This is a genomic window from Mesorhizobium sp. P2_D5 (genome assembly GCF_056404355.1).
The window spans coordinates 109888-136411 of the sequence record NZ_JBFUEE010000003.1 but is presented as its reverse complement, the minus strand read 5'-3'; the positions used below and the strand labels follow the sequence as shown (position 1 = coordinate 136411).

Annotated in this window: 24 protein-coding genes; 19 read left to right on the top strand and 5 right to left on the bottom strand. The window is 59.7% G+C overall.

Annotated elements, in window-relative coordinates; all coding sequences use genetic code 11:
* Window positions 1-295 precede the first annotated feature (295 nt).
* From AC1DYW_RS13830 to AC1DYW_RS13790, 9 genes are all read left to right on the top strand, one after another.
* Window positions 296-1990 (top strand): thiamine pyrophosphate-binding protein, encoded by a 1695-nt coding sequence (locus AC1DYW_RS13830; RefSeq protein ID WP_477226563.1) that lies wholly within the window; start codon window positions 296-298, stop codon window positions 1988-1990.
* A 49-nt stretch (window positions 1991-2039) separates the two neighbouring features.
* Window positions 2040-3098, top strand: a complete 1059-nt coding sequence (locus AC1DYW_RS13825) for a C-terminal binding protein (RefSeq protein WP_477226562.1) — start codon at window positions 2040-2042, stop codon at window positions 3096-3098.
* A gap of 148 nt (window positions 3099-3246) precedes the next feature.
* Window positions 3247-4437, top strand: coding sequence for an alpha-hydroxy acid oxidase (locus tag AC1DYW_RS13820; protein WP_477227074.1), 1191 nt, complete (start codon window positions 3247-3249; stop codon window positions 4435-4437).
* 73 nt (window positions 4438-4510) lie between these two features.
* Window positions 4511-4801: a YciI family protein gene (locus AC1DYW_RS13815; RefSeq protein ID WP_477226561.1), complete on the top strand. Its 291-nt coding sequence runs from the start codon at window positions 4511-4513 to the stop codon at window positions 4799-4801.
* A gap of 219 nt (window positions 4802-5020) precedes the next feature.
* Window positions 5021-5386, top strand: a complete 366-nt coding sequence (locus AC1DYW_RS13810; protein ID WP_457153350.1) for a Rieske (2Fe-2S) protein — start codon at window positions 5021-5023, stop codon at window positions 5384-5386.
* A complete protein-coding gene (locus tag AC1DYW_RS13805; RefSeq protein WP_477226560.1) occupies window positions 5373-5729 on the top strand; it encodes a hypothetical protein in 357 nt (118 codons plus the stop codon). The genes AC1DYW_RS13810 and AC1DYW_RS13805 overlap by 14 nt, the downstream gene beginning before the upstream one ends.
* Entirely contained in the window at window positions 5726-6967 is a 1242-nt protein-coding gene (locus AC1DYW_RS13800) for an amidohydrolase family protein (protein ID WP_477226559.1), read from the top strand. The genes AC1DYW_RS13805 and AC1DYW_RS13800 overlap by 4 nt, the downstream gene beginning before the upstream one ends.
* Before the next feature lie 100 nt (window positions 6968-7067).
* Window positions 7068-7547 (top strand): MarR family winged helix-turn-helix transcriptional regulator, encoded by a 480-nt coding sequence (locus AC1DYW_RS13795; protein WP_477226558.1) that lies wholly within the window; start codon window positions 7068-7070, stop codon window positions 7545-7547.
* A 229-nt stretch (window positions 7548-7776) separates the two neighbouring features.
* Window positions 7777-9207 carry a UbiD family decarboxylase gene (locus AC1DYW_RS13790; RefSeq protein WP_477226557.1) on the top strand — a complete coding sequence of 477 codons (1431 nt, stop codon included), beginning with the start codon at window positions 7777-7779 and terminating at the stop codon, window positions 9205-9207.
* A gap of 403 nt (window positions 9208-9610) precedes the next feature.
* Here AC1DYW_RS13790 and AC1DYW_RS13785 read toward each other — a convergent pair whose 3' ends face one another.
* Both AC1DYW_RS13785 and AC1DYW_RS13780 read right to left on the bottom strand, forming a co-directional pair.
* Entirely contained in the window at window positions 9611-10162 is a 552-nt protein-coding gene (locus tag AC1DYW_RS13785; RefSeq protein WP_477226556.1) for a flavin reductase family protein, read from the bottom strand.
* A 30-nt stretch (window positions 10163-10192) separates the two neighbouring features.
* Window positions 10193-11689, bottom strand: coding sequence for a 4-hydroxyphenylacetate 3-hydroxylase family protein (locus tag AC1DYW_RS13780; RefSeq protein ID WP_477226555.1), 1497 nt, complete (start codon window positions 11687-11689; stop codon window positions 10193-10195).
* Between the two features lie 391 nt (window positions 11690-12080).
* On the opposite strand from AC1DYW_RS13780, the gene AC1DYW_RS13775 reads away from it, so the two are divergent.
* The 5 genes from AC1DYW_RS13775 (at window position 12081) to AC1DYW_RS13755 (ending at window position 18010) form a co-directional block, all read left to right on the top strand.
* Window positions 12081-13154, top strand: coding sequence for an extracellular solute-binding protein (locus AC1DYW_RS13775; RefSeq protein WP_477226554.1), 1074 nt, complete (start codon window positions 12081-12083; stop codon window positions 13152-13154).
* Between the two features lie 23 nt (window positions 13155-13177).
* Window positions 13178-14434, top strand: a complete 1257-nt coding sequence (locus tag AC1DYW_RS13770; protein ID WP_477226553.1) for an ABC transporter permease — start codon at window positions 13178-13180, stop codon at window positions 14432-14434.
* A gap of 5 nt (window positions 14435-14439) precedes the next feature.
* Window positions 14440-15273, top strand: coding sequence for an ABC transporter permease (locus AC1DYW_RS13765; protein ID WP_457154294.1), 834 nt, complete (start codon window positions 14440-14442; stop codon window positions 15271-15273).
* A gap of 71 nt (window positions 15274-15344) precedes the next feature.
* On the top strand, window positions 15345-16532 hold the full coding sequence (locus tag AC1DYW_RS13760) for an ABC transporter ATP-binding protein (protein ID WP_477226552.1): 1188 nt from the start codon (window positions 15345-15347) through the stop codon (window positions 16530-16532).
* 101 nt (window positions 16533-16633) lie between these two features.
* A complete protein-coding gene (locus AC1DYW_RS13755; protein WP_477226551.1) occupies window positions 16634-18010 on the top strand; it encodes an aminotransferase class III-fold pyridoxal phosphate-dependent enzyme in 1377 nt (458 codons plus the stop codon).
* A 109-nt stretch (window positions 18011-18119) separates the two neighbouring features.
* Here the strand turns inward: AC1DYW_RS13755 and AC1DYW_RS13750 are convergent, their stop codons facing one another.
* Window positions 18120-19574 carry an NAD-dependent succinate-semialdehyde dehydrogenase gene (locus AC1DYW_RS13750; protein ID WP_477226550.1) on the bottom strand — a complete coding sequence of 485 codons (1455 nt, stop codon included), beginning with the start codon at window positions 19572-19574 and terminating at the stop codon, window positions 18120-18122.
* A 190-nt stretch (window positions 19575-19764) separates the two neighbouring features.
* Window positions 19765-20319, bottom strand: a complete 555-nt coding sequence (locus AC1DYW_RS13745; protein WP_477226549.1) for a TIGR02444 family protein — start codon at window positions 20317-20319, stop codon at window positions 19765-19767.
* Between the two features lie 224 nt (window positions 20320-20543).
* Between AC1DYW_RS13745 and AC1DYW_RS13740 the strand changes: the two genes are divergently transcribed.
* From AC1DYW_RS13740 to AC1DYW_RS13725, 4 genes are read left to right on the top strand one after another with little or no spacing between them, the layout of a single operon-like run.
* On the top strand, window positions 20544-21893 hold the full coding sequence (locus AC1DYW_RS13740) for an amidase (protein ID WP_477226548.1): 1350 nt from the start codon (window positions 20544-20546) through the stop codon (window positions 21891-21893).
* On the top strand, window positions 21890-22549 hold the full coding sequence (locus tag AC1DYW_RS13735; protein WP_477226547.1) for a DUF2848 domain-containing protein: 660 nt from the start codon (window positions 21890-21892) through the stop codon (window positions 22547-22549). The genes AC1DYW_RS13740 and AC1DYW_RS13735 overlap by 4 nt, the downstream gene beginning before the upstream one ends.
* A 5-nt stretch (window positions 22550-22554) precedes the next feature.
* Window positions 22555-22926: a cupin gene (locus AC1DYW_RS13730; protein WP_477226546.1), complete on the top strand. Its 372-nt coding sequence runs from the start codon at window positions 22555-22557 to the stop codon at window positions 22924-22926.
* 60 nt (window positions 22927-22986) lie between these two features.
* Window positions 22987-23925 carry an ABC transporter substrate-binding protein gene (locus AC1DYW_RS13725; protein WP_477226545.1) on the top strand — a complete coding sequence of 313 codons (939 nt, stop codon included), beginning with the start codon at window positions 22987-22989 and terminating at the stop codon, window positions 23923-23925.
* A 41-nt stretch (window positions 23926-23966) separates the two neighbouring features.
* On the opposite strand, the gene AC1DYW_RS13720 is transcribed toward AC1DYW_RS13725, so the two are convergent.
* Entirely contained in the window at window positions 23967-24581 is a 615-nt protein-coding gene (locus tag AC1DYW_RS13720) for a MarR family winged helix-turn-helix transcriptional regulator (RefSeq protein ID WP_477226544.1), read from the bottom strand.
* A 463-nt stretch (window positions 24582-25044) separates the two neighbouring features.
* Between AC1DYW_RS13720 and AC1DYW_RS13715 the strand changes: the two genes are divergently transcribed.
* Window positions 25045-26505: an aldehyde dehydrogenase family protein gene (locus AC1DYW_RS13715; RefSeq protein WP_477226543.1), complete on the top strand. Its 1461-nt coding sequence runs from the start codon at window positions 25045-25047 to the stop codon at window positions 26503-26505.
* Window positions 26506-26524: the final 19 nt, after the last annotated feature.

Sequence of the window (26524 nt, the reverse complement as noted above, 5' to 3'; positions counted from 1 at the left end):
AACCCGCCTGATGGCGCTTCAGATCTTCAAGGCCTCGGCTGATGAGACTGGCCAGGGCCATGAACGCTGTCCGCCTGGGATACGCGATTGGTCGATGCGCGCTTTGTTCTCGGAGAGGCTTGACATGCAGGGAAATAGCTTCACTATTCATCTACATACTGAACGTAAATCGAGTTGGCCGCGGCCACGATATTCGAGTTGGTTTGCCATGACAGATGACGCCGGAAACGAACATTCATCGCGTACGCGGCCGAACCGGCCAGAGGTTCCGGCGTCGTTCCAGGCGGGGAATGAGATGTGGGGTAGCGATCGGGTCGCCAGTCTGCTGGCTGCCTTCGATCTGAAATATTTGTGTCTCAACCCGGGCTCGAGCTTCCGCGGGCTGCACGACAGCGTCGTGAATTTCGGCGGCAATGCCAACCCACAGATGCTGGTCTGCCTCCATGAGGAGCATGCCGTGGCGATCGCGCATGGATATGCCAAGGTTACCGGAAAGCCGCTGGCGGTCGCTCTCCATGCCAATGTCGGACTGATGCATGCAACGATGGCCATCTTCAACGCCTGGTGCGACCGCGTGCCGATGCTCATTCTTGGAGGAACCGGTCCTGTCGATGCGGCCAAGCGGAGGCCGTTCATCGACTGGATCCACTGCGCACGCGACCAGGGATCGATGATCCGCGGCTACGTCAAATGGGACGACCAGCCTGCCTCCCTGGCGGCCGCCGAAGAGGCGATCCTGCGTGGTATGCAGCTTGGGATGACGGCGCCTCAGGGTCCGATCTATATCAACCTGGATTCAGAGATTCAGGAGGAGGCCATTATAGCAGGTTCTCCCTTGCCATCGCTCGATCGCTATCAGCCGGTTGCGGCGTCCGCGCCAAATGAGGCTATGCTGAAAGCTGCTGCTGCGGCCCTGGCTGGCGCCAAACACCCGGTCATCCTTATGGGGCGCGTTTCGCGTGACATGCAGGCCTGGGCGGAGCGCGTCACGCTGGCCGAGCGGCTTGGCGCCATGGTGATTACCGACCTCAAGGTCGGCGCCGCATTCCCGACCGCGCATCCCCTTCATGCCGGTGCTCCTGGCATGTCGGTTACCAAGGCGGCTGCAACAAGGCTGAAGGAGGCCGATGTCATCCTGTCGCTTGATTGGGTCGATCTGGCGGGCGTACTCGCCACGCATTTCCCAGGCAAGACCTGCCGGGCGCAGATCATTCAGGTTTCAGTCGATCATCAGTTGCACAACGGATGGAGCTTTGACCACCAGGCACTGCCACCCGTCGACATTCACCTGGCGACAACACCCGAAGCATTCGCTTCGAGCTTGTTGCCGCTCCTTCCCACCACCAAGCAGACGTATCAAGCGCTCAACCGCCAGCCGGCAAAACCCAGCAAGGCCGAGGAACTTGGCCTTGCCGACATCGCCTTCGCAATGGCCAGTGCAGCACGGGAAACGCCGATATCGCTCCTGCGCATCCCGCTCGGCTGGGACGGCGCACTCACCGATTTCGACCATCCGCTGGATCAGCTCGGCCATTCCGGCGGCGGTGGTGTTGGCTCCGGCCCGGGCATGGCCGTCGGCTCGGCCCTGGCGCTGATGGGAACCGACCGCTTGCCGGTCGCCGTCCTGGGCGATGGCGACACCTTGATGGGCATCACAGCATTGTGGACGGCGGTGCACTACGGCATCCCGCTGCTCGTTGTGGTGGCCAACAACCGCTCGTACTTCAATGATGAACTGCACCAGGAACGGGTCGCACGTCGAAGAGACCGGCCGGTGGAAAACAAATGGATTGGGCAGCGCATCGATGACCCCGCTCCCGATATTGCAATGATGGCGCGTGCCCAGGGCGCGGAGGGGGTCGGGCCGATCCGCGAGGCGGAAACACTGGATAGCGAAATGCGCAAAGCCGTCGCTGCGGTTCAAGCCGGCAAGGTCGTGGTTCTCGACGTGCATATCGGCGCCGGTTACGCCGCCGGCGGCGCCTCATAAAGCGCGCTTGGCGCCTAACAGACTGTTTTACAGGCGGAACCCGTCGGCCATGGCAAAACTCAGGATACTGGTTCCCGATACATACGTGAAGGTCCTCGACATCGAGCGGTCGGTGACCGGAGACAGCTTCGAATACGACGTTCACGACGAGAACGATGCCAGGGCGATTCCGGAAGCTGTATGGCGATCCTGCGATGCACTCCTTGTCTGGCATCGCGTGCGGATAGACGCAGGCATTGTCGCGATGCTGGACAACTGCCGGCTTATCGTGCGGGTCGGCGTTGGCTTCGACAACATTGATCTCGCCGCTTGCACCGGGCGTGGCATCCCCGTTTGCAACGTGCCGAACTACGGCACAACGGAAGTGGCCGATCACGCCCTGGCATTGTTGCTGCATTTGGCTCGGGGGCTTGGAAGCTATGAAGCTCGGCTGAGGGCGAACCCTGTGGGCGAGTATTTCGCCGAGAACGTTCCGGTGGTTCGCCGTCTGCGTGGAACCACCTTTGGCGCGGTCGGCCTTGGCCGCATCGGAACCGCCGTGGCACGGCGCGCAAGCGCATTCGATATGAAGGTCGTCTACTATGACCCGCTCTTGCCGGAGGGCCACGAGCTGGGCATAGGCCTCAAGCGGGCGGGTTCGCTTGAGGAATTGCTAGCCGCCTCCGATGTGGTGAGCCTTCATACCCCACTGACGCCAGAGACGCATTCGCTCATGAATGCGGAGCGGCTGGCGCAGATGAAGCCCGGCGCCATCCTCATCAACATCGCAAGAGGCAAGCTGGTCGACTTGAATGCCGTGGAGGCCGCGCTGCGGTCGGGCCATCTCGGCGCTGCCGGCTTGGATGTTCTCCCCAGCGAACCGCCGGATGTCGCCTCGCCGCTGCTCGCCGCGTGGCTGAGGCGGGAGCCATGGCTTGCAGGTCGCTTGGCACTGACGCCGCACGCGGCGTTCTTTTCCGAGGCTTCCTACGTCGACATGCGCACACTCGCCGCCGAGGTCATTCGAGACTTCTTTTTGCGCGGAAAGCTGCGAAACAATGTGAATACGGGCTGGCAGTCGAATGCAACCGAGCGCGAGCAAGCCGGGCTCGTCATGTCGACCAGTTGACGACGCGATCATGACCGATGACCAGAACGCATTGCTTGGCACCCGTAGCGTGAATGCCGGCAACTCGCCAAAACAGGAACTCGACCTGCGAACCACCGGGGTGGCTGCCTCGACCCCGGCAGGCGACCTTCCCGGCAACCCCGCGAAAATGGCTACAATTGTCACCGAACGAAGACGGCAATCGTCGAGATCCGCGCGGGCTCTTACTTCCGTTCTGAACCTCGACGATTTCCAGACCATCGCCCGCCGCAGGCTACCGCGTCCGATCTACGAATATTATGCCGGCGCCGCGGAAACGGGCCAGTCCTTTGCCGCCAACCGCAGCGCCTTCCTCGATGCCGCGTTGGTGCCAAGAGTGCTCGTGGATGTTTCGGCCCGCAGCCCGGCCACCACGCTGTTTGGCCGCGCGTACCGACTTCCGATCGGCATTGCCCCGATGGGCTTGAGCGGCTTGTCGACGTTCGAAGGCGACCTCGTGCTTGCGCGGGCCGCCGCCGACGAGAACATTCCGATGATCGTCAGCGCAACATCGATCATGCCTCTCGAGCGGCTTGCCGCCGAGGGTTCGGCCAGATGGTTTCAATCTTACCTTCCTGGCGAGCCCGAGCGGATCAAGGCGATGGTCGACCGGGTCGCGGCGGCCGGCTACGAAACCTTGGTGCTGACCGTCGATCTTCCAGTGCCGGCCAACCGGGAAAACAACATCCGGACCGGCTTCAGCATTCCGCTCCGCCCGAGCATTCGATTGGCACTCGACGGCCTGCTTCACCCACGCTGGTCGATTGGGACTTTTGCACGGACTATGACAACCGGCGTTCCGCGTTTCGAGAACATGGACGCTTTCCGCGGCCCGCCGATTCTCTCACGCAATCTGGTGCGATCGATCGGTGCGCGCGATCAGCTGAACTGGAACCATGTCCAGTCTATCCGCGACCGTTGGAAAGGCACCTTCGTTCTCAAGGGCATCCTTGCCGCTCAGGATGCGGCCAGGGCACGTGAATGCGGCGTCGACGGCATCATCGTTTCGAACCACGGAGGGCGTCAGTTGGACGGCGCGATATCGCCCTTGCATGTGCTTCCGCAGATCGTTCAGCAAGCCAACGGCATGCGCGTCATGCTCGACGGCGGTGTGCGACGCGGAACCGACGTGCTGAAGGCACTGGCCGCAGGTGCGGACTTCATCTTCATCGGCCGGCCATTCCTGTTCGCAGCCGTGCTGGGCGGCGGGGGCGTGCGCCATGCCATCCAGTTGATCGGCCAGGAGATCGACCGGGACATGGCGATGCTCGGCGCAAACACGGTCGGCGAAATCGACAGTTCGTTCCTGACGAAGCCTTGAGCACAGCCCCTGCCGGGCCGGCATCCAAGGTTGAGTACCAATCGCAAAATCCTCGCTCGGAAGGGAGATAACATTGTTCATCGCCATCATGAAAAGTCGGCCTAACACGATTGACCTGCGGGCGGCCAACCGCGCTGCGCATGACGCATACTGGATCACCAGAATGGAAAAGCTCTGGCTGGCTGGGCCGATGCTTTCCGACGACCAGTCCGAGCGTTTCGGCCAGGTGTTGATCATCGATACCGACAACAGGCAGGAGGCAGAAGAACTCATTGGCAACGACCCGTTCGTCCTTGCCGGCCTGTTCGAAGACTATCCTGTCCGCTTCTTTCGCAAATCAGTCGAAAAGGGCCGGTCGATCTGAGCTCTCCGGAATGACCCTGCGCTTTGACGTGGGGATGAGGCGATCGACGCCGCGTGTGCGCGGTCGCACCCAGCCTCATGGCGCGTCTTATCGTTGGAATTCGTCAGAGCGCATGCAGCCCGGGTCGAAAAACTTCGCCTCGCGGGAGGCGCCGGCACTTGACGCTTGGTGATACTGGAATATAGTAAGGTACCTTATCAATTTGAGGTCGAAAAATACATGGCTGAGCATTTTGTTTGCAACATCGACGAACTGCCTGAGGGCACGACGCGCGTCATCAAGCACGACTTGCTGGAGATTGGCGTCATCCATCAGGGCAACGCCTTTTATGCGTACCGCAACCTGTGTCCGCACCAGGGCGGGCCGGCCTGTGAAGGTCTCAAACTCCCCCAGGTCGAGGACGTCATCGACGGCGCCGGCCTGTTCACTGGGCAGCGCTTCAACACGGACGACATGCACATCGTCTGCCCCTGGCATGGCTATGAATTCCACTTGGCAACCGGAAAACATGTCTGTGACGCGCGATTGCAACTGCGAAAATTCGACGTCGTGACCCGTGACGGCGGCATCTATGTCGACATCTAGCGCACCCGCACCAAATTTCGAGGATCTGGCGGGAGACCTCATCCGGCACTGCGAACTGGCAGTCGATGCCGACCATCTGGAGACCATCTCGGAATCTCAGCTCGCTGGCACCATTACCGCGCTGCTTCGTGTCCTCGCGGCCAAAGCGCAGAGCAATCTCCCGATACGGCTGGCAGTCGGCAACAGTCGCCTCTCGGCCACCGATGCGGTCATTGCCAGTACCGCTATCCTCGAAAGCGCGGGAATCGAAGTCTTCGAACTCGCGGCCTGGCAGGCGATGACGAAGGTCGGCTCCAGCCGGCGTGACAACCAATACATCCAAGACGGAGATCCAGAGCCATGACCTTCACGCCCGGAAACCATCTTATCGAGCCGTCTCGCGAAAATTTCGATACTGAGGTTCACCTCGATCATGCCAAGCAGCAGGCGCTTGCCCGCGGCTATGAGGATTTCCTGATCGTTGACGTCGATTCCCACCACTACGAAACGGAAGCATTCCAGGAGATCGCCGAGTATATCGACGATCCGGTGTTGCGCATGGAGGCAAAATACCAAGGCATGGCCCGAGGCGGAGTGACGTCGGTCGACGGTTCCTATCAGGAGATGACCGGCCGCGTGGCGCGCTATCCCCTGCGCAGCCGCGAAAAGGTTCCGCCAACGATCCATCGCGACATCACACTGATGCGGCGGTGGATGGATTCGATGGGCGTGGACATGGCCTGCATGTTCCCCACGCCGATGCTCAACATTGCTACCTGTCCGCGCATCGAGGTCGAAACCGCCCTCGCCCGAGCCTACAATCGCTGGCTATGCGACAATGTTCTGGCCGAAGAGCCGCGCCTGACTTCCATGCTCTACCTCCCCTTCAACGATCCCGACGCCTGCCTGAAGGTGATCGAGGAATTCGGGGACCGGAAGGGGGTGATCGGTTTCATGGTCACCTCAACCCACTACAAGGGCGTTCACGACAACGCCTACATGAAGGTTTACGCGGCCCTGCAGGAACGCGACCTGCCGCTCGGCTTTCACGCCGCCTACACTTGGGGCGACAAATCGACTGCCCTGATGAACCGGTTTATCTCGGTTCATGCGCTGGGCTTCGTCTGGCACAATATGGTCCATATGACGAACTGGCTGGTCAATGGTCTGCCAGAACGCTTTCCGCGCTTGAAAACGGTATGGATCGAGAGCGGACTGGCCTGGGTGCCCTTCCTGATGCAGCGGCTGGACAACGAGTATATGATGCGCAGTTCCGACGCGCCTTTGCTTAAGCGCAAGCCCAGCGACTACATGCGCGAGATGTTTTACACGTCTCAGCCAATGGAAATGGTCGAGAATCGAGAAGCGCTTGAACTGACCTTCAAGATGATCAAGGCCGAAAGCCAGTTGCTTTATTCGTCGGATTATCCGCACTGGGATATGGATCTGCCGAGCACGATCTATGACTTGCCGTTTATCTCCGAAGGCGCCAAGCGTGCCATCCTTGGCGGCACTGCGCAATCGCTCTTCAAGCTGGAGCCGAGCTACGCCCCATGGAAACATGCCCGCAAGGCCGAGAAGATCGCCTCGCCTGCTGCATGAATTGAAAGGGACTGGCGCCAATTTTCGTGTAGTCGGGTCGCGGCATTTGGTAGACCGTCGAATGCCGACGTCAACCACGATTGGTGCAGGAGGACAACCGTTGCCAGACACGAAATCGGAGATTGGCCTGGGTAAGCGACTCAGGTTGGCGCACATGGCGTTTAGTCGTGCGCTTCGCTTGGAATTGGCGAAGGAGGACGTAACATTTGGGCAGTTCGTCCATCTGGAACGGCTCTGGGAAGAGGATGGCCTGACGCAGACGGAGTTGTCTCGGCGGGTTGGCGTCGAAACAGCATCTTCCACCACCATCCTGGATGAACTCGAGCGCCTTGGCTTCGTCGAGCGCCGGCGAAATTCGTCGGATCGGCGAAACATCAACGTCTTCTTGACGTCTGCAGGTGCTGGGCTGCGCCCGCGTCTTCTCGATCGAGCTTCGATCGTGAATGTCACGGCCAAGCAAGGCATGTCAGCACAGGAAATCAAGTTTCTGTTCTCTGCACTGGATCGAATTGCGGACGCTCTATCATCGGAATATCCGCAAACAGGACGGTCGAGCGGTAAGGACCGGCTTCAAGCCTGAAAGTGGCGCTTGAAAGGCATCGCGACTGCAACGACACCGCCGCCTCGGCCGAACGTGCCGCGATCAAAAGTCGACAACAAAAAGCAACAAAACATAGCTATGGATTTATATATTTGTTGTATTAATGTTGACTCTGATCGTGGTCACGCGCTGAACCGGCAGGCAATTTGACAAATGACCGGTCCACCGAAACTGGGCCGGGGCGAACAGAAAAAGACCGAGGTTTGAAATGGCCGTTGCATACAGAGATCTACGCGACTTCGTTTCGCTCGTTGAGGCAATCGGCGATCTGCGACGTGTCTCCGGCGCAGCGCTAGAGCATGAAATCGGTGCCATCACGGAGGTTGCTGCCGGGCACCCGCGTTGCCCGGCACTGCTGTTCGATGCAATTCCAGGTCAGCCAGCGGGCAATAGGATCTTCACCAATGCGACAGTCAGCGCACGCCGTGCTGCTCTGGCCCTGGGCATCGATCCGAACCTGCCACCGCTGGAAGCCCTGAAGGCCTGGAAGACCATGCGCGGCGGTCTCAAACCTGTTTCACCGAACCAGATCAAGGATGCACCCTATCTCGAAAACTCCGTGACGGGCGATGATGTCGATCTGTCGCAATATCCCAGCCCGATTTGGCATCGAAACGACGGCGGGGCCTACATCGGATCCGGTAGTGTCGTTATCACCCGCGATCCTGACACGGGTTGGGTCAACTGTTCGATCTACCGCGTCCAGGTCCACGACAGGAACCGGGTGACGGTCCAATTCGATCATAACGGCCGCCATGGGGCGATGATCTCGAAGAAGTACTGGGATCGCGGTCAGCCCTGTCCAATCGCAATCGTGAATGGTGAAGATCCGGCGATTTTCATCGCCGGCTTCGAGTATCTTCCAGAAGGGGCGTCCGAACTCGACTTCGCCGGCGCGATCAAGGGTGCCCCGATCGAGGTATACCCGGGTCCGGTCACGGGCCTGCCGATCCCGGCGCATGCCGAAATCGTCCTGGAAGGGATGCTGCTGCCGTTCAGCGAGACGAACTTGCCTGAGGGGCCGTTCGGAGAGTTCACCGGCTACTACGCCGCGGAGAAGCGCCCGGCGCCGGTTATGCGGGTCGACGCCACGCATCATCGCACAGACCCGATCCTGCTCGGTTCGCCGCCAATGAAGCCACCGCGTTTCCATTTCGGGCTGCCATTCCGTGCGGCCAGCATCTGGGGCAACATCGAGGCGGCCGGCGTAGCCGATGTCGTCGGCGCTTGGCAGCACGTGTCGCAATTGATGACCGTCGTCTCACTGAAACAGCGCTACGCGGGGCATGCCAAACGAGCTGGTCTTATTGCTGCGGCCAACAGCTATATGGGGCGCATGATCGTGCTGGTGGACGATGATGTCGATCCGTCAAATCTCGCCGATGTGATGTGGGCGGTGACCACGCGCGCGGAGCCGTCGGAGGATGTCGACATCGTGCGCAATGCCTGGAGTTCGTCACTTGACCCTCGCATCTCCGCCGCGGATCGCGACATCGGTCTGACCTCCAACTCCAAGATGATTATCGACGCCTGCATTCCGTTCCAACATCTTGCCAGCTACCCGCGTACATCCGCACTCAGCATCAAAGAGACCAATGACATCAGAGAGCGATGGAACCACCTCTTCGAAGGAGCCTAAGCGATAGCTCACGCGAAGCCTTCGTTGCGCGCTGAGTTGGTAAGACGTGGTCATGGTCCAAACATGCGAAGATACGGAAATTGGCTACGACCGAGAACCACTTGGGCGCTTCTATATGGATCGTTCCTCGCGACCTACTGTTGTTCACAGATCCGCCATCTACAGTTTACGATGGCAAGATGACATGGCAGATCGGGTTCATGAACGCTCAATCCGAACGCAGACGCAAGTCGGCTGGGACACGGCGAAACCGTGACAGTGAGGTTGCTGTTCTCAGAGCCGCCGAAGCGCTACACGTTGAGGCGGTACGCGGGGTTTTCGATCTTGGACGGCGACCTTTTCAACACCGCTTGGCTTGGTTGGTGGAACGCCTGGCCTCGACGCGCCCGGTGCCGGTCACATCTTACCAACCGTGTAGCCACATCGCCTCGTCAGGCACCCTGTCGCCTTGCGTATGCGGCGCGACGCTCCGATAGGCACCGCCGAAGAACAGCAGCGGCGTCGCCGCCTCGCAATTGCGCATTGCCGCGACGACCCTGCCCAGGATCATTATGTGATCGCCACCATCGTATCGGTTGTAGACCTCGCATTCGAACCAGAGGAGTGCGCCCGAAATCAACCGAGCGTCGATCGACCCGGCCGGGAAGGTGCTGACGCCCGTCCACTTGTCACCGAGGCTTCGGGCGAAGCGCGTCGACAGATCCGCCTGCGATTGCGCCAGGACGCTGACAGCAAATTGGTTGACGTTGTTCCAGCCATGCACGGCCTTGGCATTTCGCGCGATGCTGAACGAGATTAGCGGCGGATCGAGCGAGACCGAGTTGAACGAACTGACGGTCGCCCCCAGCCTCTCTCCCGCGTGATTGGCGGTTACGATGACAACCCCGGTCGCGAACGTGCCGAAAGCGTCACGCAATATTCGTGCTGAATCCACACTCAGATGTTCGTGCGCCATCGTGCGATCCCCGCTTTCGGTCATGCAGCGTCAGACCGCGGACAAGGCGGCGTCGACGAGATCGGTTGCACGTTTCATGTCGTAGCTCCTCAGCATGTTCTGTTTCACAATGAAGGATGCACCGCCGTAGAATTTCTCGTACTGATGATGGCGGTTGCCGAACTCTGATCCGACGAAATCCCAGGCCAGACGCATAAGCTGGATCCGATCGCGCGCGCTGCTCACGCCGGACGCCATGTAGCGGTCCATGTCGGCCGCGGTTGCCGGGCTCTCCAGATCCTTGACCGACGATGGCATCGTGATCATGGCGGAGCCTGTCAGCTCACGGATGATCTCGATCATCCGTGGGTTGATTTCCGACTGCAGTGCCATCACGGAATACAATGCAGTCTTGCTCGGCCAGAGGACGCCCTTCTCGTCGACCGTGGCGAGTGTCTCTTGCGCCTCCAGCATGTTCTCGACGATCGAGACCAGCGCCGCCAATTCGCCCATCTGCACCATAACTGGCGGCAAATTGGCATTCCCGGTCGATTCGTTCATCCGCGCTGCCAGGCCGATCATGAAGCGCAGCTTGGTCGCATATCGCGCCTGGGCCTGAAGGTTGCCGTAGAGATGGGATGGCGTCTTCCACCACTGATCCCTGCAGATTTCGAGGTTGCGGTAGATGAAGACGTGCTCCCAGGGAATGAACACATTGTCGAGGACCACGAAGCAATCCGACTCGTCGAAGCGGCTGCTCAAGGGGTGGTCGAAAGTGTTGCTCGCCTGCAGGGCGAAGGGCCGCCTTGGGTAAAGTTTCAAGCCTGGCGCATTCATCGGGATGGCAACGCCGATTGCGTAGTTCTCGTCGCCTGGCTGCAACGGGTGGATACAGCTCAGGTAGAGATAGTCGGAATAGATCCCCGCGGTGGCCAGCTGTTGGGCGCCGGCCACAACAATGCCTCCGTCCTTCTCCTTGACAACGCCGGCATAGAGGGTCGGGTCGCTCTGTTTGTGTGCGGGCTTGGATCGATCGATCTGTGGCGGAACGATTGCATAGGTGGCCCACAGATGGTTTTCGCGCATCTTCTCGTAGAAACTGACGACCCGCTCGCCGAATTCCTTGCCAGCTGACGCGAAGACTTCCGGAACGGCTGCATACCCGCAGAAGAAGCCCGCGACATGGTCGGGCGTCCGTCCCATCATGCCGTACGACGCTTCCGACCAAGTTTCCGAAGCGAGCCGCTTGGCGCGCAGATCGGCGTGGGTTCGTGGAATCTGGTAGGCGCGCAGGACGCGTGCGCCAGAGCTCGGAGAGATGTATGTCATGCGCTCGGCCATCGAAGGGTCCGACGCAATGTCGTAGAGGCGCGCTGCCGAATGGGCAGCTGCGGCAAAGGCCGGATGCGTTACAACGTTGGCCACCTTTTCGCCGTCGACGTAGACAACGCGCCCGTCATTCAAGGAACGCAGGTATTCATCGCCTGTGCGCAGCCCAGATGACGCCGGGGTGGTAGCCTCCGAAGAGGCACGGGTAGCCGCAATCATCGTCTTTTCCTCCATCTGCAGAGACCGTTCCAGTCCGACTATAAATACAACAAGTAGCTATATGTTGTACATTTATCCGGTGCTGTCAATCTGCGCCTGCCCTAAGCGGGAGGAAATCCGCTCGCCCGAGAACCGGATTTCTCGCGCAGAAAATCGAAAGCCAAGGCCGGGTTCATCCGGGCGCAGTGCGTCGTTGGCACATTGCCTTGACACCATTACAAACCTAATAGATTATCTACAGACTGTATGCTTTATCGAAGCCTGACAGCAGACCTTTTGTATCGGAAAACGCCCCGGGAACGACAAGAAATAATAACGTAAAACAATGACATAAGCCTTGGTCTGGTATGTGGAAGACGGTCGCCTTGCGGCGAAACAATGGGAGAATGAAATGAACCGAAATGATGCAGTGAGTGCGAAAGCGCTCAAGCTTGGTATTGCGCTCGCGTTTGGTGCGGCGCTGTTGTCTTCTCAGGCCAGCCGCGCAGAAGACCTGACCGTGGCGGTCAGCCTCGGACCGTTGGGTGAGACGCTCAAGAAGGCCGTACTGGCCCCTTTCAAGGAGCAGAGCAAACTCGACGTCGCCGTCGACGATCGTGACGCCGGCATCGGCGCCGTTCGCACCAAGCTGGAGGGCGGCGGCAACACCTGGGATGTTGTGGCGGCTGAGGATATCGAGGTTCTGCAGGGCTGCGATGAGGGGTTCTTCGCAAAAATCGACAGATCGAAGCTTCCCAATCTCAAAGACTACAATATCGCAGACCCGCGCTTCGAATGCGGTATCCCGTACGTGGTTTACAACACAGCCCTCGGCTACGATAAGAACGTGGTCAAGACCGAGCCGACATCCTGGGCCGATCTCTGGGACACGCAAAAGTGGCCTGGGAAACGGGCTATGGCCAAATCGCCGGTCGATGCACTGGAGATAGCACTATTGGCTGATGGTGTCGCCGGAGCAGATGTCTACAGCGTTCTTGCAACGCCAGAGGGCGTGGACCGCGCCTTCAAGAAGCTCGACGCACTCAAGAAGGATATCGTGTGGTGGACCAATGTCGGCCAATCCAGGCAGATGCTGGCATCGGGCGAGGTTGTCATGACGGTTACCTTCGACAACGGCATTCGTTTTTTCAACAAGACACAGAAAACAAATCTGGGCGCGGTGCTGAAGGATGCCATCACTCATGTGGACTATTGGGCGATCATCGCGGAGAGCCCGCAGATCGACAATGCCTACAAGTTCCTCGAATATGCTTCGCAGCCCGAACCGCAGGCCGCGGTCACCAATATGCTCGCCATTTCGGTTCCCAACCGCAACGCATTGCCGCTGACCTCAGACGACATCCGTCCGTTCGTGTCGACCGATCCTGAGAACCTGAAAAGCACCTTCAAATCGGATGCCGATTTCTGGATCAACAACTATGACGCTCTCGCCAAGAGGTTCGATACCTGGGTGGCAGGTCAGTGACATTGTACGGTTCGGGAAATCAAGTGCTTGTCGAGGTCGATGCCACGGTCTCCGACGATACAAAGCACCTGATCCGGGATCTCAAAAGATCGCAGCGCGCGGGCAAGATCCGCGCGTTTGCCCTCATTGCTCCGCTCCTTGTTTTTCTGGTTCTGGTCTTTATCGGGCCGGTCGCAAACCTGCTGACCCGCAGTGTCGTGGACAGCGGGGTCTCCGAGGCCCTTCCCGCAACCATTGCCGCGCTCGCCGACTGGAACCCCAGCAACGCCGAGCCCATTCCCGATGCCGCCTTCGTGGCGCTCGTTGCTGACCTGAAGAGTGGCGGAGCAACGCAAATCGTCGCGCGCGCCGGGACGCGTCTCAACTACGGCCTGCCAGGCATGCGCGCCCTGCTGATGAGAACGCGTACGGCTGTCCAAGGTACCTCGCCCTCCGCTGACGCCCGGCACGTTCTGGCCGGCATCTCGCCCAAATGGGAGGAGGTGGCGACTTGGTCGGTCATTCGGCAGGCCGGTGGCCCTCTGACTGATTTCTATCTTCTCTCATCACTGGACCTGAGGCGGGATCCACAGGATCACGTCCGGCTGGTGGACGTATCGGATCGTGTGTTTGTCCCCACAATCATGCGCACCTTCGAAATATCGCTCGTCGTCACAGTCCTGGCATTCCTGTTTGGATTTCCGTTTGCCTATCTAACCGCGAGCGTCTCAGACCGCGTGGCCCGATTGCTGATCTTCATGGTCCTGCTGCCGTTTTGGACGGCCGTCCTCGTTCGCACTTTGTCCTGGATGGTGCTGTTGCAGCGAAATGGCATCATCAACCAGGCGCTGATGGACTTCGGATTGATCAACCAGCCGCTTGAGCTCCTGTTCAATCGCTTCGCGGTCTACGTCTCGTTGTTGCACATCTTCGTTCCCTACATGGTGCTGCCGCTCTACAGCGCCATGAAGTCCGTGCCGCAATCGCATATGCGCGCCGCAGCATCGTTGGGTGCGCCCCCCTGGATTGCCTTTCGTCGCGTTTATCTGCCCCAGATCGGACCGGGTGTCGCTGCAGGCGCTCTGCTGGTGTTCATACAATGCCTCGGCGTCTTCGTTATTCCGGCCATTCTTGGCGGCCCGAATGACCAAGGCATCCCCTACATGATCGTCTTCTACGTCAACCGCAGTTTGAACTGGGGCCTTGCAGCGGCGCTGTCCGTGATCCTGCTCGTCGCGGTGTACCTCTTTTACTGGCTGTTCACGAAGTTCGCCGGCACCACGAAACTAAGTGTGGGGTAAGTCCTATGTCGACGCGTCCCTTTGAAACGAATGGGCAAAAATTTGCCTTCTGGGCCCTGCGTGGTTTTGGCGTGCTGTTTTGCCTGTTCCTGATCGGACCGATCTTTGTGTTTGTCCCCCTGTCCTTCAATGACCTGGCGCTCTTCCATTACCCCATCGAGACGTACAGTCTCCGATGGTACCGGGAATTGATCGGGTCGCTCGAGTGGCGCCGGGCATTGATCAACAGCGTCGTGGTCGCAACAGCCTCGACATTGCTCGCGACTGCATTGGGCGTGAGTGCCGCGGTCGGCCTTTGGAAGGCAAAGTTCGCGGGCAAGAATGTCTTGATGGTCATTTTCCTGACACCAATGATCGTGCCTAGCGTCATTGCCGGCGTAAGCATGTATCTGGCACTGGTACAAGTCGGGCTGGACAACAGCTACACGGGCTTGATCTTCGCACACACGGCGCTCGCTTCGCCCATGGTCGTCGTTACAGTTTCAGCGACGCTCGCCCGCTTCGACGCCACGTTGCTTCGCGCCGCCGGAAGCCTGGGTGCCGGACCGCTGACTGCGTTTCGTCGCGTCACCTTCCCACTCATCCTCCCTGGGATCGTCACCGGGGCCATTTTTGCCTTCGCAATCTCTTTCGACGACGTCATCGCCGCCCTGTTCATCGCTGGGCCGAGCCAGCGCACCCTTCCCGTGCAGATGTACAGTCGGGCGACGGATCTGTTCGAACTCACGATCGCTGCCGCGGCGACAGTGATGCTGGTCATCGCGGTGCTGCTGATGACGGCGCTCGAATTCCTCAAGAGGCGTGAGAGGCTTCCGCCGACCGCGAACGGCTCTCGGTGAAACAAGCCAAATCCACATCTCTGACCCAAGGTCCCCCGGCCGGGATCGGAATGAAAGAACCGGAGACTTCCTTGGACACGATCGTCGAATTCCTCAACATCACGAAAACCTACGACGGGCGCACGAGGGTCGTTCGCAACCTCGATCTCAAGGTTGCCAGAGGCGAATTCCTGACCATGCTCGGACCGTCAGGCTCGGGCAAGACGACGTCCCTGATGATGCTGGCGGGATTCGAAGCGCCCTCCTCCGGCGAAATCCTGCTCGAAGGCAAGTCGCTTTCCAGCCAGCCCCCCTACAGGCGCGACATTGGCGTGGTGTTCCAGAACTACGCCCTGTTTCCGCACATGACCGTCGGCCAGAACATCGCCTTTCCCCTTGTCATCCGAGGCATGTCGCGCAGCGAGATCGATGCCCACGTTGCACGTGCCCTTGACATGGTCCGCCTTCCGCAGGTGTCGGGACGGCGCCCTGCCGAGTTGTCCGGCGGCCAGCAGCAGCGCGTGGCCCTGGCCCGTGCTCTCGTCTTCGAGCCCAAGATCGTCCTTATGGACGAGCCTTTGGGCGCGCTCGACCGGCAGCTGAGGGAGGAGATGCAGCTTGAGATTCGGGCCATCCACAAGCGGCTTGGCGTGACCGTTGTCTACGTCACGCATGACCAGGGGGAGGCGCTGACAATGTCCGATCGAATTGCCATCTTCAACAACGGCGTCGTTGAGCAATTGGCAGGCCCGGAAACGCTGTACGAGCACCCTGAGAATGCCTTCGTGGCGCGTTTTGTTGGCGAGAACAATCTGCTCCCGGGATTGGCGACCCAATTTCGCGGCGACGCGTGCGAAGTGGAGGTATCAGGATCCGGGCGGCTCGTCGCGCGGGTCGGCGATATCCGCAACAACTACGTGAATGCCGTCGTCTCAATCCGGCCGGAGAAGGTCAGGTTGGCCTTGCCCGAAGACGGCAGCGAGTCGGCGAACAGTTTTCCGGCCGTGGTGGAAGAGGTCGTGTATCTCGGCGACCAGACGAAGCTCATCATGCGGCTCAAGGGTGGCCAGGCCCTCATCGCCAAGATGCCGACGAGCAGTCAAAGCCGGGGCCACCGCGCGGGACAGGACGTCACGGCGCATTGGGACTGGACAGATTGCGTCGCGTTTAAGGAGGAGCCGCGCCCCGTGCTTGCCCCAAACGAGGTGCTCAAATCCCCGAAGCCCGTGGAACGGGCCCGCAATCAACTCGAGCTAACGGGCTTTGGCCACTACTCTTGATTGGGGCAAACCTATTCCTGTGACGGCCGTGCGCGGGTCCATCGCTCTCGACGGATCCAACGCAGAACGACAGATCCAACATTTCGCTCAAGGACCAGACCATGCGGCCACAGCCCAGCAAAAACTTTCTGCGCGATAGCAACGCGAAGCACGTCTACCACCCCATGGCGCATCCCAACGATATGGAGGCCCACCCTCCCCGCATCATCGCGCGCGGCGAAGGGGTTTATGTGTTCGATGACGACGGACGCAAAGCCGTGGACGCCGGGGCAGGCCTATGGAACGTCAATCTCGGCTATTCGAACCAGGCCATCAAGGATGCTATCGCCGAACAACTGGCGCAACTGCCGTATTACTCTGCGTTCAAGGGCTCAACCAATGAGCGCCTGATCGAACTTAGCCATGTGCTCGTGGAGATGCTGCAGCCCGAGGACATGAGACGGGCCTTTTTCACGTCGGGCGGATCGGATTCCGTCGAGACCGCGCTCAGGCTGGCGCGACAATACTGGAAGATGATGGGTCAACTGGATCGCAGCAAGTTTCTGTCCATCAAGCGCGGCTATCACGGGACCCATTTCGGCGGTGCCTCCGTGAACGGCAACACTACGTTTCGCCGGGCATATGAACCACTTCTACCGGGCTGTTTCCATGTTCCGGTCCCGTTCGACTATCGCAATGCCTTCAATGAGGCCGATCCGACAAGGCTCGCGGAATTGTGCCTGGCCGCCGTGGAGGACGAAATCCAGTTCCAGGGTGCCGATACGATCGCCGCCTTTATCGCCGAGCCAGTGCTGGGTGCCGGCGGCGTCATCGTTCCGCCGGAAATCTATTGGCCTCGACTGCGGCAAATCCTCGATCGTCACGGCATCTTGCTGATCGCCGATGAGGTCGTCACCGGCTTCGGCCGCACTGGCAGCTGGTTCGGCTGCCGAGGGTGGGGCGTCAAGCCGGACATGATTTGCCTGGCTAAGGCAATCACGTCGGGATATTTTCCGATGGGCGCATTGGTCGTCAACGAGCGTCTCGAACGGGCTTTCAGAAACAACACGGACGCGATGGGCATCATATCCCATGGCTACACCTACTCAGGCCATCCGGTCGGCTGCGCTGCGGCGCTTGCGTGCCTCGAGGAAACCGTCGCGCTCGACGTGGTCACGAACACGCGTGTGCAAAGTGACTTCCTGATCCCAGCCATGCGGGCGATGGCTGATCGCCACGAGACGATCGGAAACGTCCGTGGCAAGGGTCTGATGTTCGCGATCGAGGTCGTCTGTGACCGCGCGGCCAAGACGCCCGCTGGAAAGCAGTACATGGCTGCGCTCGGTCAACTGGCCTATGACGCCGGCGCTCTGGTCAGAATCGTCGGGCACATGGTGATCTTTTCACCGGCCTTGATTATCCAGCGCGAGGAATGCGAACAAATCGTATCGGCTGTTGAAGCCGCATTCGCCAAGAACCTCGTAAATCCGGCGACGTAGATGCGGGAACCATACGCATAGGCAGCACGGGGTCGCCCTGAATACCATCGGCAGCGCCAAAGGCTGCAGCGTCATTGGATGCAGTCCGCGCTGTGCGCGCCGCAAAGGGTCAGGCCTCGGTCACCTTGACCAACTTGGTGACCATGTAGGCTTCCATCGCTTCGCTCCCGCCCTCCGAACCGTGGCCAGAATCCTTGACCCCGCCAAACGGTACTTCCGGCAGCGCCAGCAGATTGTCATTGATGCTCAACATCCCGGTCTCAAGTCGCGACCCAAGTTGCGATATGATTGTATTCGATCGCGTGAAGGCGAAGGCCGCGAGGCCAAAGGGTAGCCTATTGGCCTCGTCCACCGCTTCTTCCAGCGTCTCGAACGGCCTGAAGAGCGCGATCGGCCCGAACGGCTCCTCGTTCATTGCTCGCGCTGAAAGTGGCACCTCCGAGAGGATCGTCGGTTCGAAGTAGTAGCCGATATTTCCGTGGCGCCTGCCCCCGCTGCGGAGCCGCGCGCCTTGCTCCAGCGCGTCCTGGACGAGAGCTTCCATCGCATGCAGACGCCGCTCATTGGCGAGAGGTCCAATCGTTGTACCCGCATTCATGCCGTCGCCGATGCGTAGCGTCGATGCCTCTGCCACGAAGTGGCTCAGGAAATCGTCATAGGCTGCCTGCTGAATCAGGAAGCGGGTCGGCGAAACACAGATCTGTCCGGCATTCCGGAATTTGGCCTGCGCAAGGACCTTGGCGGCCGCCGAGATGTTCGCATCATCGAACACGAGGACGGGCGCATGTCCACCAAGCTCCATCGTCGTGCGCTTCATGTGTTGGCCGGCAAGGGCAGCAAGCTTCTTGCCGACGGCCGTCGATCCGGTGAAGGAAATCTTGCGAATAGCCGGATGGGCGATCAGGAATTCGGAAATGGCGGCAGGATTGCCGTAGACAAGATTGAGCACACCCTTCGGCAGGCCGGCATCCAGAAAAGCCCTTGCCAACTCCGCGACGCATGCTGGCGCTTCTTCTGCAGGCTTGGCTACCACCGAGCAACCGGCACCGATGGCTGCGGCGATCTTGCGGGCAGCCTGGTTCAGGGGAAAGTTCCACGGCGTCAGAACGGCCACGGGGCCAACTGGCTCCTTCAGGACAAGTTGTTGTGTTGCCGGCGCCCGCGACGGCACGACTCTGCCGTAGGTGCGCCTGCTTTCTTCGGCGAACCATTCGATCGTATCGGCCGCGACCTGCACTTCCGCGGACGATTCGGCCAAAGGCTTTCCTTGTTCGAGCGTCAAAAGCCGCGCGATAATCGCAGTACGCTCCCTCAGCAGTCCTGCCGCGGCGCGCATGATCTTCGATCGCTGGTAAGGTGCGACGGCGCGCCATTCGGCGAAGCCCAACCGTGCCGCCTCCACCGCGCGCTCGAGGTCAGTCGAAGTTGCGCTCGCAACATGGCCGATTGGTTGTCCCGTCGCCGGATTGACGACCGAATAGGTTCCTCCGTCGTCGCTGTTGCGCCATGTATTCCCGATGAACAGCTGCACTGACGGATAGGAGATGCCGGCTTCGTTCGTCATCGCTTCCTCGGAATGTATCTTGATGGTCGCGCGCCGGGCCTTATGGCCGCGGCGAATTGCGTCGTTCGGCTCGTCTACCGACTGGGAGAAGTCTGCGTTTCATCATCGCGAAAGTCAATTAAAACATACGAAATTTATGTTTTTTATGAAGCTTATGTTGAGCCAGGTCTCGCGCGAAACCGGAGTGATTTCACCACGCCGTGAAGGAGCAGCCGGTCACACGCTCCAATTCCTTGAGGTCATCCCGATCCGGCCGAATGCCGGCAAGCGTGAAGTAGTGCCGTAGGTTGCTGTGCAGTGCGGCGAGGCGGCTGTCCTCTCTCGGCGCCCTCCCTGCAGTCAGTTCCTCAGCAGTCCTCGCGATGATGAGTTGCTCGCCGTGCTCACACTCGATCTCACTGGCAAGCACGTGCCTATGCAGCCCCTTTGCCTCATCCGCAGTGAGCGACGCGGCTCCCGCCTTGCAGGCACGGCGAGCAGCGCGCAAGACAAGGACGACCTCTCTATGCCAGGCATCGGCCCTTTCGACGATGATGCCGAACGTCTCTCGGTCGAGATCTGGCCTGGGCTGCGCGCTCCACCAGGCGCAAAAAAGCAGCAGATTGACGTCGACCCCCAATTTCTCCTGCAGTCTCAGACAGGCGCTGCCGATTTCGGGCCGACCATAGGTTTCGAGCGAGAAACTCCAGAACGGATGCGGTGCGAAAACCCCATTCTCGTCGGTATTGTCGGCTTTCCCGGTCATCGATCGATAGCCTCTCTCCGGCGCAGTTGGAGGCCGGCGTCCCAACAGCAGGCGATCCGATTCTAGAGACGGCATGGAGCCGCCGCAATCGGCCCTGGCGTCGGCGCGCCGCGACCAGCCGAGCGAAAACGGCTGGACAGACCGGCCTCATGCTTTTATATGTTCAATGAAGCTATCTAATGTAGATAACAATCTAATACAAATAGGTTCGACGGAAAAGACCCATGCATAGCGGTCCAACCCTTGCAAGAGAGCGATTGGAGGAGGCACTCGTCAGGATCGGCGATCCATCGGGTGAAGGCTCCCGCGCCTGCCTGACGGTCTATGCCGACGCCGCGAGGGAGGCCGCGGATGCTGCCGACGCCCGTTCGCGCACCGGAACGCCTTTGGGTCCGCTCGATGGTGTCATTGTCAGCATCAAGGATCTGTTCGACGTCAGGGGCGAAGTAACGCGGGCGGGATCCAAGGCCCTGATGCAAGAGGGACGAGTGGCGGGGGCAGACGCTCCGGCCATCCATCGGCTCCGAGCGGCCGGCGCCGTCATCGTCGCCAAGACGAGCATGAGCGAGTTTGCATTTTCGGGCATCGGCACGAATCCCCATTACGGCACGCCGCGCAATCCACTCGACAGGAACCGCGTACCCGGAGGGTCGTCATCGGGGGCTGCGGTCGCGGTGGCGGACGGGTTCTGTGACATCGGCATCGGAACCGACACTGGTGGATCGGTCAGGATTCCAGCGGCCTTGTGTGGCCTTGTCGGGTTCAAGCCGACCAAGGCTCGTATTCCCACCATAGGTGCGTACCCTCTTTCGATGACGCTCGATTCCGTTGGTTCGATCGCGCGCACGATCGACGACTGCGCGGTGTCGGTGGCAATCATGTCGGGCCAGGAGCCGCATTCGTCCCGCGCGATGTCGCTGGCTGGCTTGCGTGTTGGCGTCGCTCAAGGCCTTGTTCTCGATGGTCTTGATAGTGCGGTGTCGGAGGGCTTCGAGGGAGCGCTTGCGGCGCTCTCGTGCGCATCCGTGCTGGTCAGGGATGTCGCGGCACCTGAATTCGATGGCATGCGCGCTGTCAACCAGCGCGGCGGCATAGCCACGGCTGAAGCCTTCGCCCTTCACCGGCATCGCTTGGACGGGAACCCGGACATTGATCCGAATATTCTGAGCCGCATTCAGAGAGGAAGCTCGATCAGTGCTGCCGACTATATCGACATGATCGGTGAACGGCAGGCCTTGGCGCGAAGCTTCGATCAGCACTTCGAGGAATTGGACGTGCTGGTAATGCCGACCGTGCCGATTGTCGCGCCGACTTTCGATCAAGTCAGCACGGCTGAAGGTTTCTCGGAGCGCAATCTCACGTTGCTGCGCAACACGGCGGTCGCGAACTTCTTCGACTATCCGGCCATAGCGCTGCCGCTGACGGGCATAGGCTCAAGCGCCAGCCTCATGTTGGTCGGTCGGGCCGGCCAGGACGACAGGCTTCTTTCCATCGCACGCGCGGTCGAGGCCTGCTTGGCAGGCCTTGGCTGCAATCCATCGAAGCAATCGGCCACGGGCGGAGAATTCCAATGATACAGACAAGGGCACTGGATCCGAAGAAGATCACCCACCTGACGATCGCGGGCTGGACCGGGCGCAATCAGGAAGCGGTCGAAAAGCATATCCTCGAACTTGAGGCGCTCGGTGTACGGCGTCCAGAAACAACCCCGATCTTCTATCGCGTCGCGTCGTCCCTGCTGACGACGAACGAGACCATCGAGGTGATGGGGACAGCTTCCAGCGGCGAAGTCGAACCGGTGATTTTCTCGCTTTCCGGTGAACTCTGGGTGGGGATCGGTTCCGATCATACGGACCGCAAGGCCGAGACGGTCGGCGTCACCTTGTCCAAGCAGATGTGCGCCAAACCCGTCGGGCGCATTCTGTGGCGGTTCGCCGACGTCGCCGATCGATGGGACGACCTCGAGATTCAATCTCATGTCGTAGTTGGAGGCGAGCGACGCCTCTACCAGAAGGGAACACTGCGCACGATGCGGCCGCCAGCGGAACTGATCCGACTTGGGACGGGCAAGGAAACGATGGCTGATGGTTCTGCGATGTTTTGCGGAACGCTCGCGGTGCACGGAGAGATCGGCGCATCCGAGCGTTTCGAGATGACGCTTCGCGATCCGCTGACCGGAGAGAGCCTGACCGCCTCCTATTCGACCATAAGCTTACCCGAACGAGGATAATCGGCATGTCGACGACCAAGGTTCATCAGGAATTCTTCAAGCTAGACCTGGACGAAGGCTGGCACACGCCCGAAGGCTATCCGTCGGGCATCAAGCAGAAGATCATCGCCGGCAGTCTGGACGAGGCGGCGGGTAAGGGAAACCGCACCCGCCTTCTGCGCTTCGACCCTGGTGTCTATACGACCGCCCCGTTCGTTCACGCCTATTGGGAAGAGGTCTTTCTCCTTGCGGGCGACCTGATCGTTGGCAACGACATCAATGGAGAGGGCGGAGAAGAATTCACCGGCTACACCTATGCGGTTCGCCCGCCCGGCATCTACCACGGCCCGTTCAAGTCGAAGCACGGCTGCCTGCTTCTCGAGACCCACTATTACTAGGATCCGGCCCTGGGTGACATCACCCACCTGGCTGTCGCCTCCCTGGACAGGAAATGCCGCATGTTGAAGCTCGCCGTTCCCGATCTGGTGTCGAATTCGTACTTTCCCGCAGAAGCGGCGATCGAACTCGGCTTCTTCAAGAAAGCTGGGCTCGACGTGTCGCTCGAGCTCATCTTCCCGGTCGACCGGGCCTACCGCGCCTTGCGTGACGGCGACGTCGATATCGTGGCCGGTTCCGCGCATTCGGCGCTGGCGGCATTTCCAGGATTCGAAGGCGCTAAGCTGCTCTGCGCCCAAGCCCAGGGCATGTACTGGTTCCTGGTCATGCATACGGATTTCAAGGCATCACGCCACGACTTGTCGGTGGTGAGAGGCAAGCGCATTGGCGCTGCACCGTGGGTCGAGATGGGGTTGCGTCGGCTGCTGATCGAGAGCGGGATCGAGACCGACACCGTGACCATCATGCCGGTTCCATCGAAGCCTGGTCAGACGGTGAATTTCGGATTGAACGCGGCCAAGGCGCTCGAAGAGCGGCTGATCGATGGATTCTGGGCAAACGGGATGGCCGCCGAACTGGCTGTTCGAGATGGGATAGGATCGGTCGTCGCCGATGTTCGGCGAGACGGCCCCACTTCTGCATTTGATTTCACATTTGCGTCGATCGCAACGCGGGCGTCCTTTGCCGCCGACCGGCCGCAGGAGGCGGCCGCGATCGTGTCAGCGATCGTTGAAACTCACGCGGCGCTGAAACAGGACGTCGACCTCGCAGGCAAAGTCGGACGCAGGCTTTTCCCCGGCAGAGCGGCGGACCTGATCGTCGATCTCATTCGTCGCGATCTGCCCTTTTACGATGCGTCCATTTCCAGAAGTGCTGTTGGAGGTATGAGCCGCTTTGCACGCGACCTGGGTATCATCGACACAAATCTGGCCTACGACAGCGTGGTGTGCACCGAGCTGTCCGATTTGTGGATTCCGTCCCAGCGCGCTACGTCCGATTGATGCCGTGAGGTCAATGCTGCGACAGCAAACAAACCATCACATCAATCCTTGTCGAAGAACCTGTCGTCGCGCTCGGCAACCTTGAGTTCGGCGACGGCGAATTCGCTGTTGCGTGACAGTCTGGTGAACATGGATTGCGCGGACGCCAGGTCCGCCGAAGTGATGCCCGCGAACAGCACGTCGTTTACCTGCCGGACGAACGCGGTCACCGATATGACGGCGGCTTCGCCTTCGGGCGTGAGGCTGACAAGGACGCTGCGACGGTCATCGTCTGCCGCAACCTTGTTCAGCAACCCTTTGCGAATGAGGCGTCCTACTTCCGTCGTGACATGCGTGGAAGCGAGATGGACATAGTTCGAGAGCCGCTTGATGGTGACGCCGCCTTCGCCTTGGCGGTAAGCAACCCCAACGAGTACCGCAAATTGTGACCCAGTCAGCCCGATTGCCCGGCCAAAGGCTTCCCGGCACATCGCCAGCCTGCCGAGCACCTCGACAAACAGGTAGATCACTTGCCGAAAATTGTCGTCGCTTCCGTCGACCAGCAACTCGGCATGGGAAACCGTCACAGGAGGAACGAACGAACGCTTGGTCTTCCTCTTGGGAGGCTGGCCTTTCTTCGCAGGGCGCTCGACGGAATTCTTCTTCAGCGCCGCCATTATCCAATCATCTCCATGACATTCTTCATCGCATAAGCTCTATCGTGAAAGGCAGGCTTGACCACCGCGCTCTCCGTGAAACAACAAAGAAGACAATACATTCGAAACATATGTTTATAGGGTAATCTTTCGGATAGCAATTTCGACGGCTACGGCGAGACCATTTTCCACACTGAAATTTGTTGCACAGCCAGACATGATGAAAACTCGCATGGCGTTTCCTATCTGGCCGTTCCATCTTGAGGGTGGTCAGCTTCTCAAACTGCGAGCCATTTTGTCATCAAGTCGCCTGACGACGGACCCACCATCATCAGTCGCGATCGAGCCGTCAGTTGACGCGGGTAAGCCTTATGAATTAATATACATTTTGTAGGCTATGGCGAACTCAAAAGGTTCGACGAAGCCGACATTTTTCGCCGGGACCATGTTCTGGCACGACCCAATCAGCGCGGAGTGAACCAGAATGACGTCGTACATGGCTGCTCTACCAACCCACCGAACCCTCTTTTATGGCGGCCAATGGCACGAGGCGCTGGATGGCGCTGTTGACGAGATCATCAATCCGGCTACGGGGGAAAGTTTGGGAAATGCCGCAGCGGCGAGCAAAGCGGATGTTGATAAGGCAGTCCGCGCGGCCACCGCGGGATTCAAGGTCTGGCGGCAGGTCAAATTGTCTGAAAGAGCGGCTATTGTCAGGGAGGCAGCGAGGATCATCCGCGCGAATTCGGAGAGGATTACCCTGACGGACTCGGCCGATTCCGGTGGTCCTTTCAAGAGAATGATCCGTGATGCCGAGGCAGGTGCAGCGACATTCGAGTTTTTTGCGGGACTGGCAACCGAGTTAAAAGGGAACACGATTCCGTTCAGCCACGATTCGCTCAATTATTCCGTCCGTGAGCCATTGGGCGTGGTGGTGCGTATCAATGCTTTCAATCACCCCTTCCTGTTCGCCGCGCAACGTGCCGCTGCGCCTCTCGTGGCTGGAAATGCTGTTGTCATCAAGCCGCCAGTCCAGGCTCCTTTGTCGACCCTGCTCTTCGCCGAGTTGATCGGCCACCTGTTTCCGGACGGTGTGTTGAGCGTACTTCCTGGCGGGCGTGAATGTGGCGAGGCGCTCGTCGAGAATCCACAGGTCGCGATGGTCGGACTGATAGGTTCCGTCGAGACCGGCAAGGCGATTGCCCGGTCTGCGGCCGGCACGTTGAAGAAGTTGAGCCTGGAGCTCGGCGGCAAGAACGCGCTTGTCGCGTTTCCCGACGCTGACCCGGCCAAGGTCGCCGCGGGAGCCGTCCAGGGAATGAACTTCACCTGGTGCGGCCAGTCCTGCGGATCCACATCGAGGATATTCCTGCATGAGTCCATTCACGATGCGGTCGTCCAACAAATAACCGCGGCAGTTTCCAAGTTTTCCTATGGTGTTCCCACTGACCCGACAACTGAAATGGGCTGTTTGGTCAGCCAGCAGCAATTGGAGAAAACTGAGAGATATGTCCGGTACGGACACGAGGACGGCGCCACCCTGATTGCAGGCGGTCTCGCGCCTGCTGATCCGAAATTCTCGGGCGGCTTCTTCTATCCACCAACGGTCTTCGTGAATGTGCATCCCGGAATGAGGATCGCCCGAGAGGAGATTTTCGGACCAGTGATGTCGGTGATCAAATGGCGAGACGAGGAGGAGATGTTCGAGGCCGTCAACGACTCCGACCTCGGCCTTACCGCCTCTATCTGGACCCGCGATCTATCAACCGCTCATAGAGCGGCCGCGCGCATAGAAGCCGGCTACATCTGGATCAACAACAGCAGCGCGCACTATTTGGGCGCACCGTTTGGCGGCTATAAGCAATCGGGGCTCGGCCGCGAGGAATCCATCGAGGAACTCCTGGCCTGCACGCAGCTCAAGAACATCAATGTCACCTTGGATTGATCGGCGCGCAGCTTAGGAT

Bases quoted from the DNA above. Each gene is read 5' to 3' on its own strand.
- AC1DYW_RS13800 (WP_477226559.1), top strand. From the start codon at position 5,726: ATGACCTTCACGCCCGGAAACCATCTTATCGAGCCGTCTCGCGAAAAT.
- AC1DYW_RS13730 (WP_477226546.1), top strand. From the start codon at position 22,555: ATGTCGACGACCAAGGTTCATCAGGAATTCTTCAAGCTAGACCTGGAC.
- AC1DYW_RS13750 (WP_477226550.1), bottom strand. From the start codon at position 19,574: ATGACGAACGAAGCCGGCATCTCCTATCCGTCAGTGCAGCTGTTCATC.
- AC1DYW_RS13780 (WP_477226555.1), bottom strand. From the start codon at position 11,689: ATGATTGCGGCTACCCGTGCCTCTTCGGAGGCTACCACCCCGGCGTCA.
- AC1DYW_RS13825 (WP_477226562.1), top strand. From the start codon at position 2,040: ATGGCAAAACTCAGGATACTGGTTCCCGATACATACGTGAAGGTCCTC.
- AC1DYW_RS13765 (WP_457154294.1), top strand. From the start codon at position 14,440: ATGTCGACGCGTCCCTTTGAAACGAATGGGCAAAAATTTGCCTTCTGG.
- AC1DYW_RS13785 (WP_477226556.1), bottom strand. From the start codon at position 10,162: ATGGCGCACGAACATCTGAGTGTGGATTCAGCACGAATATTGCGTGAC.
- AC1DYW_RS13755 (WP_477226551.1), top strand. From the start codon at position 16,634: ATGCGGCCACAGCCCAGCAAAAACTTTCTGCGCGATAGCAACGCGAAG.
- AC1DYW_RS13735 (WP_477226547.1), top strand. From the start codon at position 21,890: ATGATACAGACAAGGGCACTGGATCCGAAGAAGATCACCCACCTGACG.
- AC1DYW_RS13805 (WP_477226560.1), top strand. From the start codon at position 5,373: ATGTCGACATCTAGCGCACCCGCACCAAATTTCGAGGATCTGGCGGGA.
- AC1DYW_RS13790 (WP_477226557.1), top strand. From the start codon at position 7,777: ATGGCCGTTGCATACAGAGATCTACGCGACTTCGTTTCGCTCGTTGAG.
- AC1DYW_RS13820 (WP_477227074.1), top strand. From the start codon at position 3,247: ATGGCTACAATTGTCACCGAACGAAGACGGCAATCGTCGAGATCCGCG.
- AC1DYW_RS13745 (WP_477226549.1), bottom strand. From the start codon at position 20,319: ATGACCGGGAAAGCCGACAATACCGACGAGAATGGGGTTTTCGCACCG.
- AC1DYW_RS13720 (WP_477226544.1), bottom strand. From the start codon at position 24,581: ATGGCGGCGCTGAAGAAGAATTCCGTCGAGCGCCCTGCGAAGAAAGGC.
- AC1DYW_RS13715 (WP_477226543.1), top strand. From the start codon at position 25,045: ATGACGTCGTACATGGCTGCTCTACCAACCCACCGAACCCTCTTTTAT.
- AC1DYW_RS13775 (WP_477226554.1), top strand. From the start codon at position 12,081: ATGAACCGAAATGATGCAGTGAGTGCGAAAGCGCTCAAGCTTGGTATT.
- AC1DYW_RS13725 (WP_477226545.1), top strand. From the start codon at position 22,987: ATGTTGAAGCTCGCCGTTCCCGATCTGGTGTCGAATTCGTACTTTCCC.
- AC1DYW_RS13810 (WP_457153350.1), top strand. From the start codon at position 5,021: ATGGCTGAGCATTTTGTTTGCAACATCGACGAACTGCCTGAGGGCACG.
- AC1DYW_RS13740 (WP_477226548.1), top strand. From the start codon at position 20,544: ATGCATAGCGGTCCAACCCTTGCAAGAGAGCGATTGGAGGAGGCACTC.
- AC1DYW_RS13830 (WP_477226563.1), top strand. From the start codon at position 296: ATGTGGGGTAGCGATCGGGTCGCCAGTCTGCTGGCTGCCTTCGATCTG.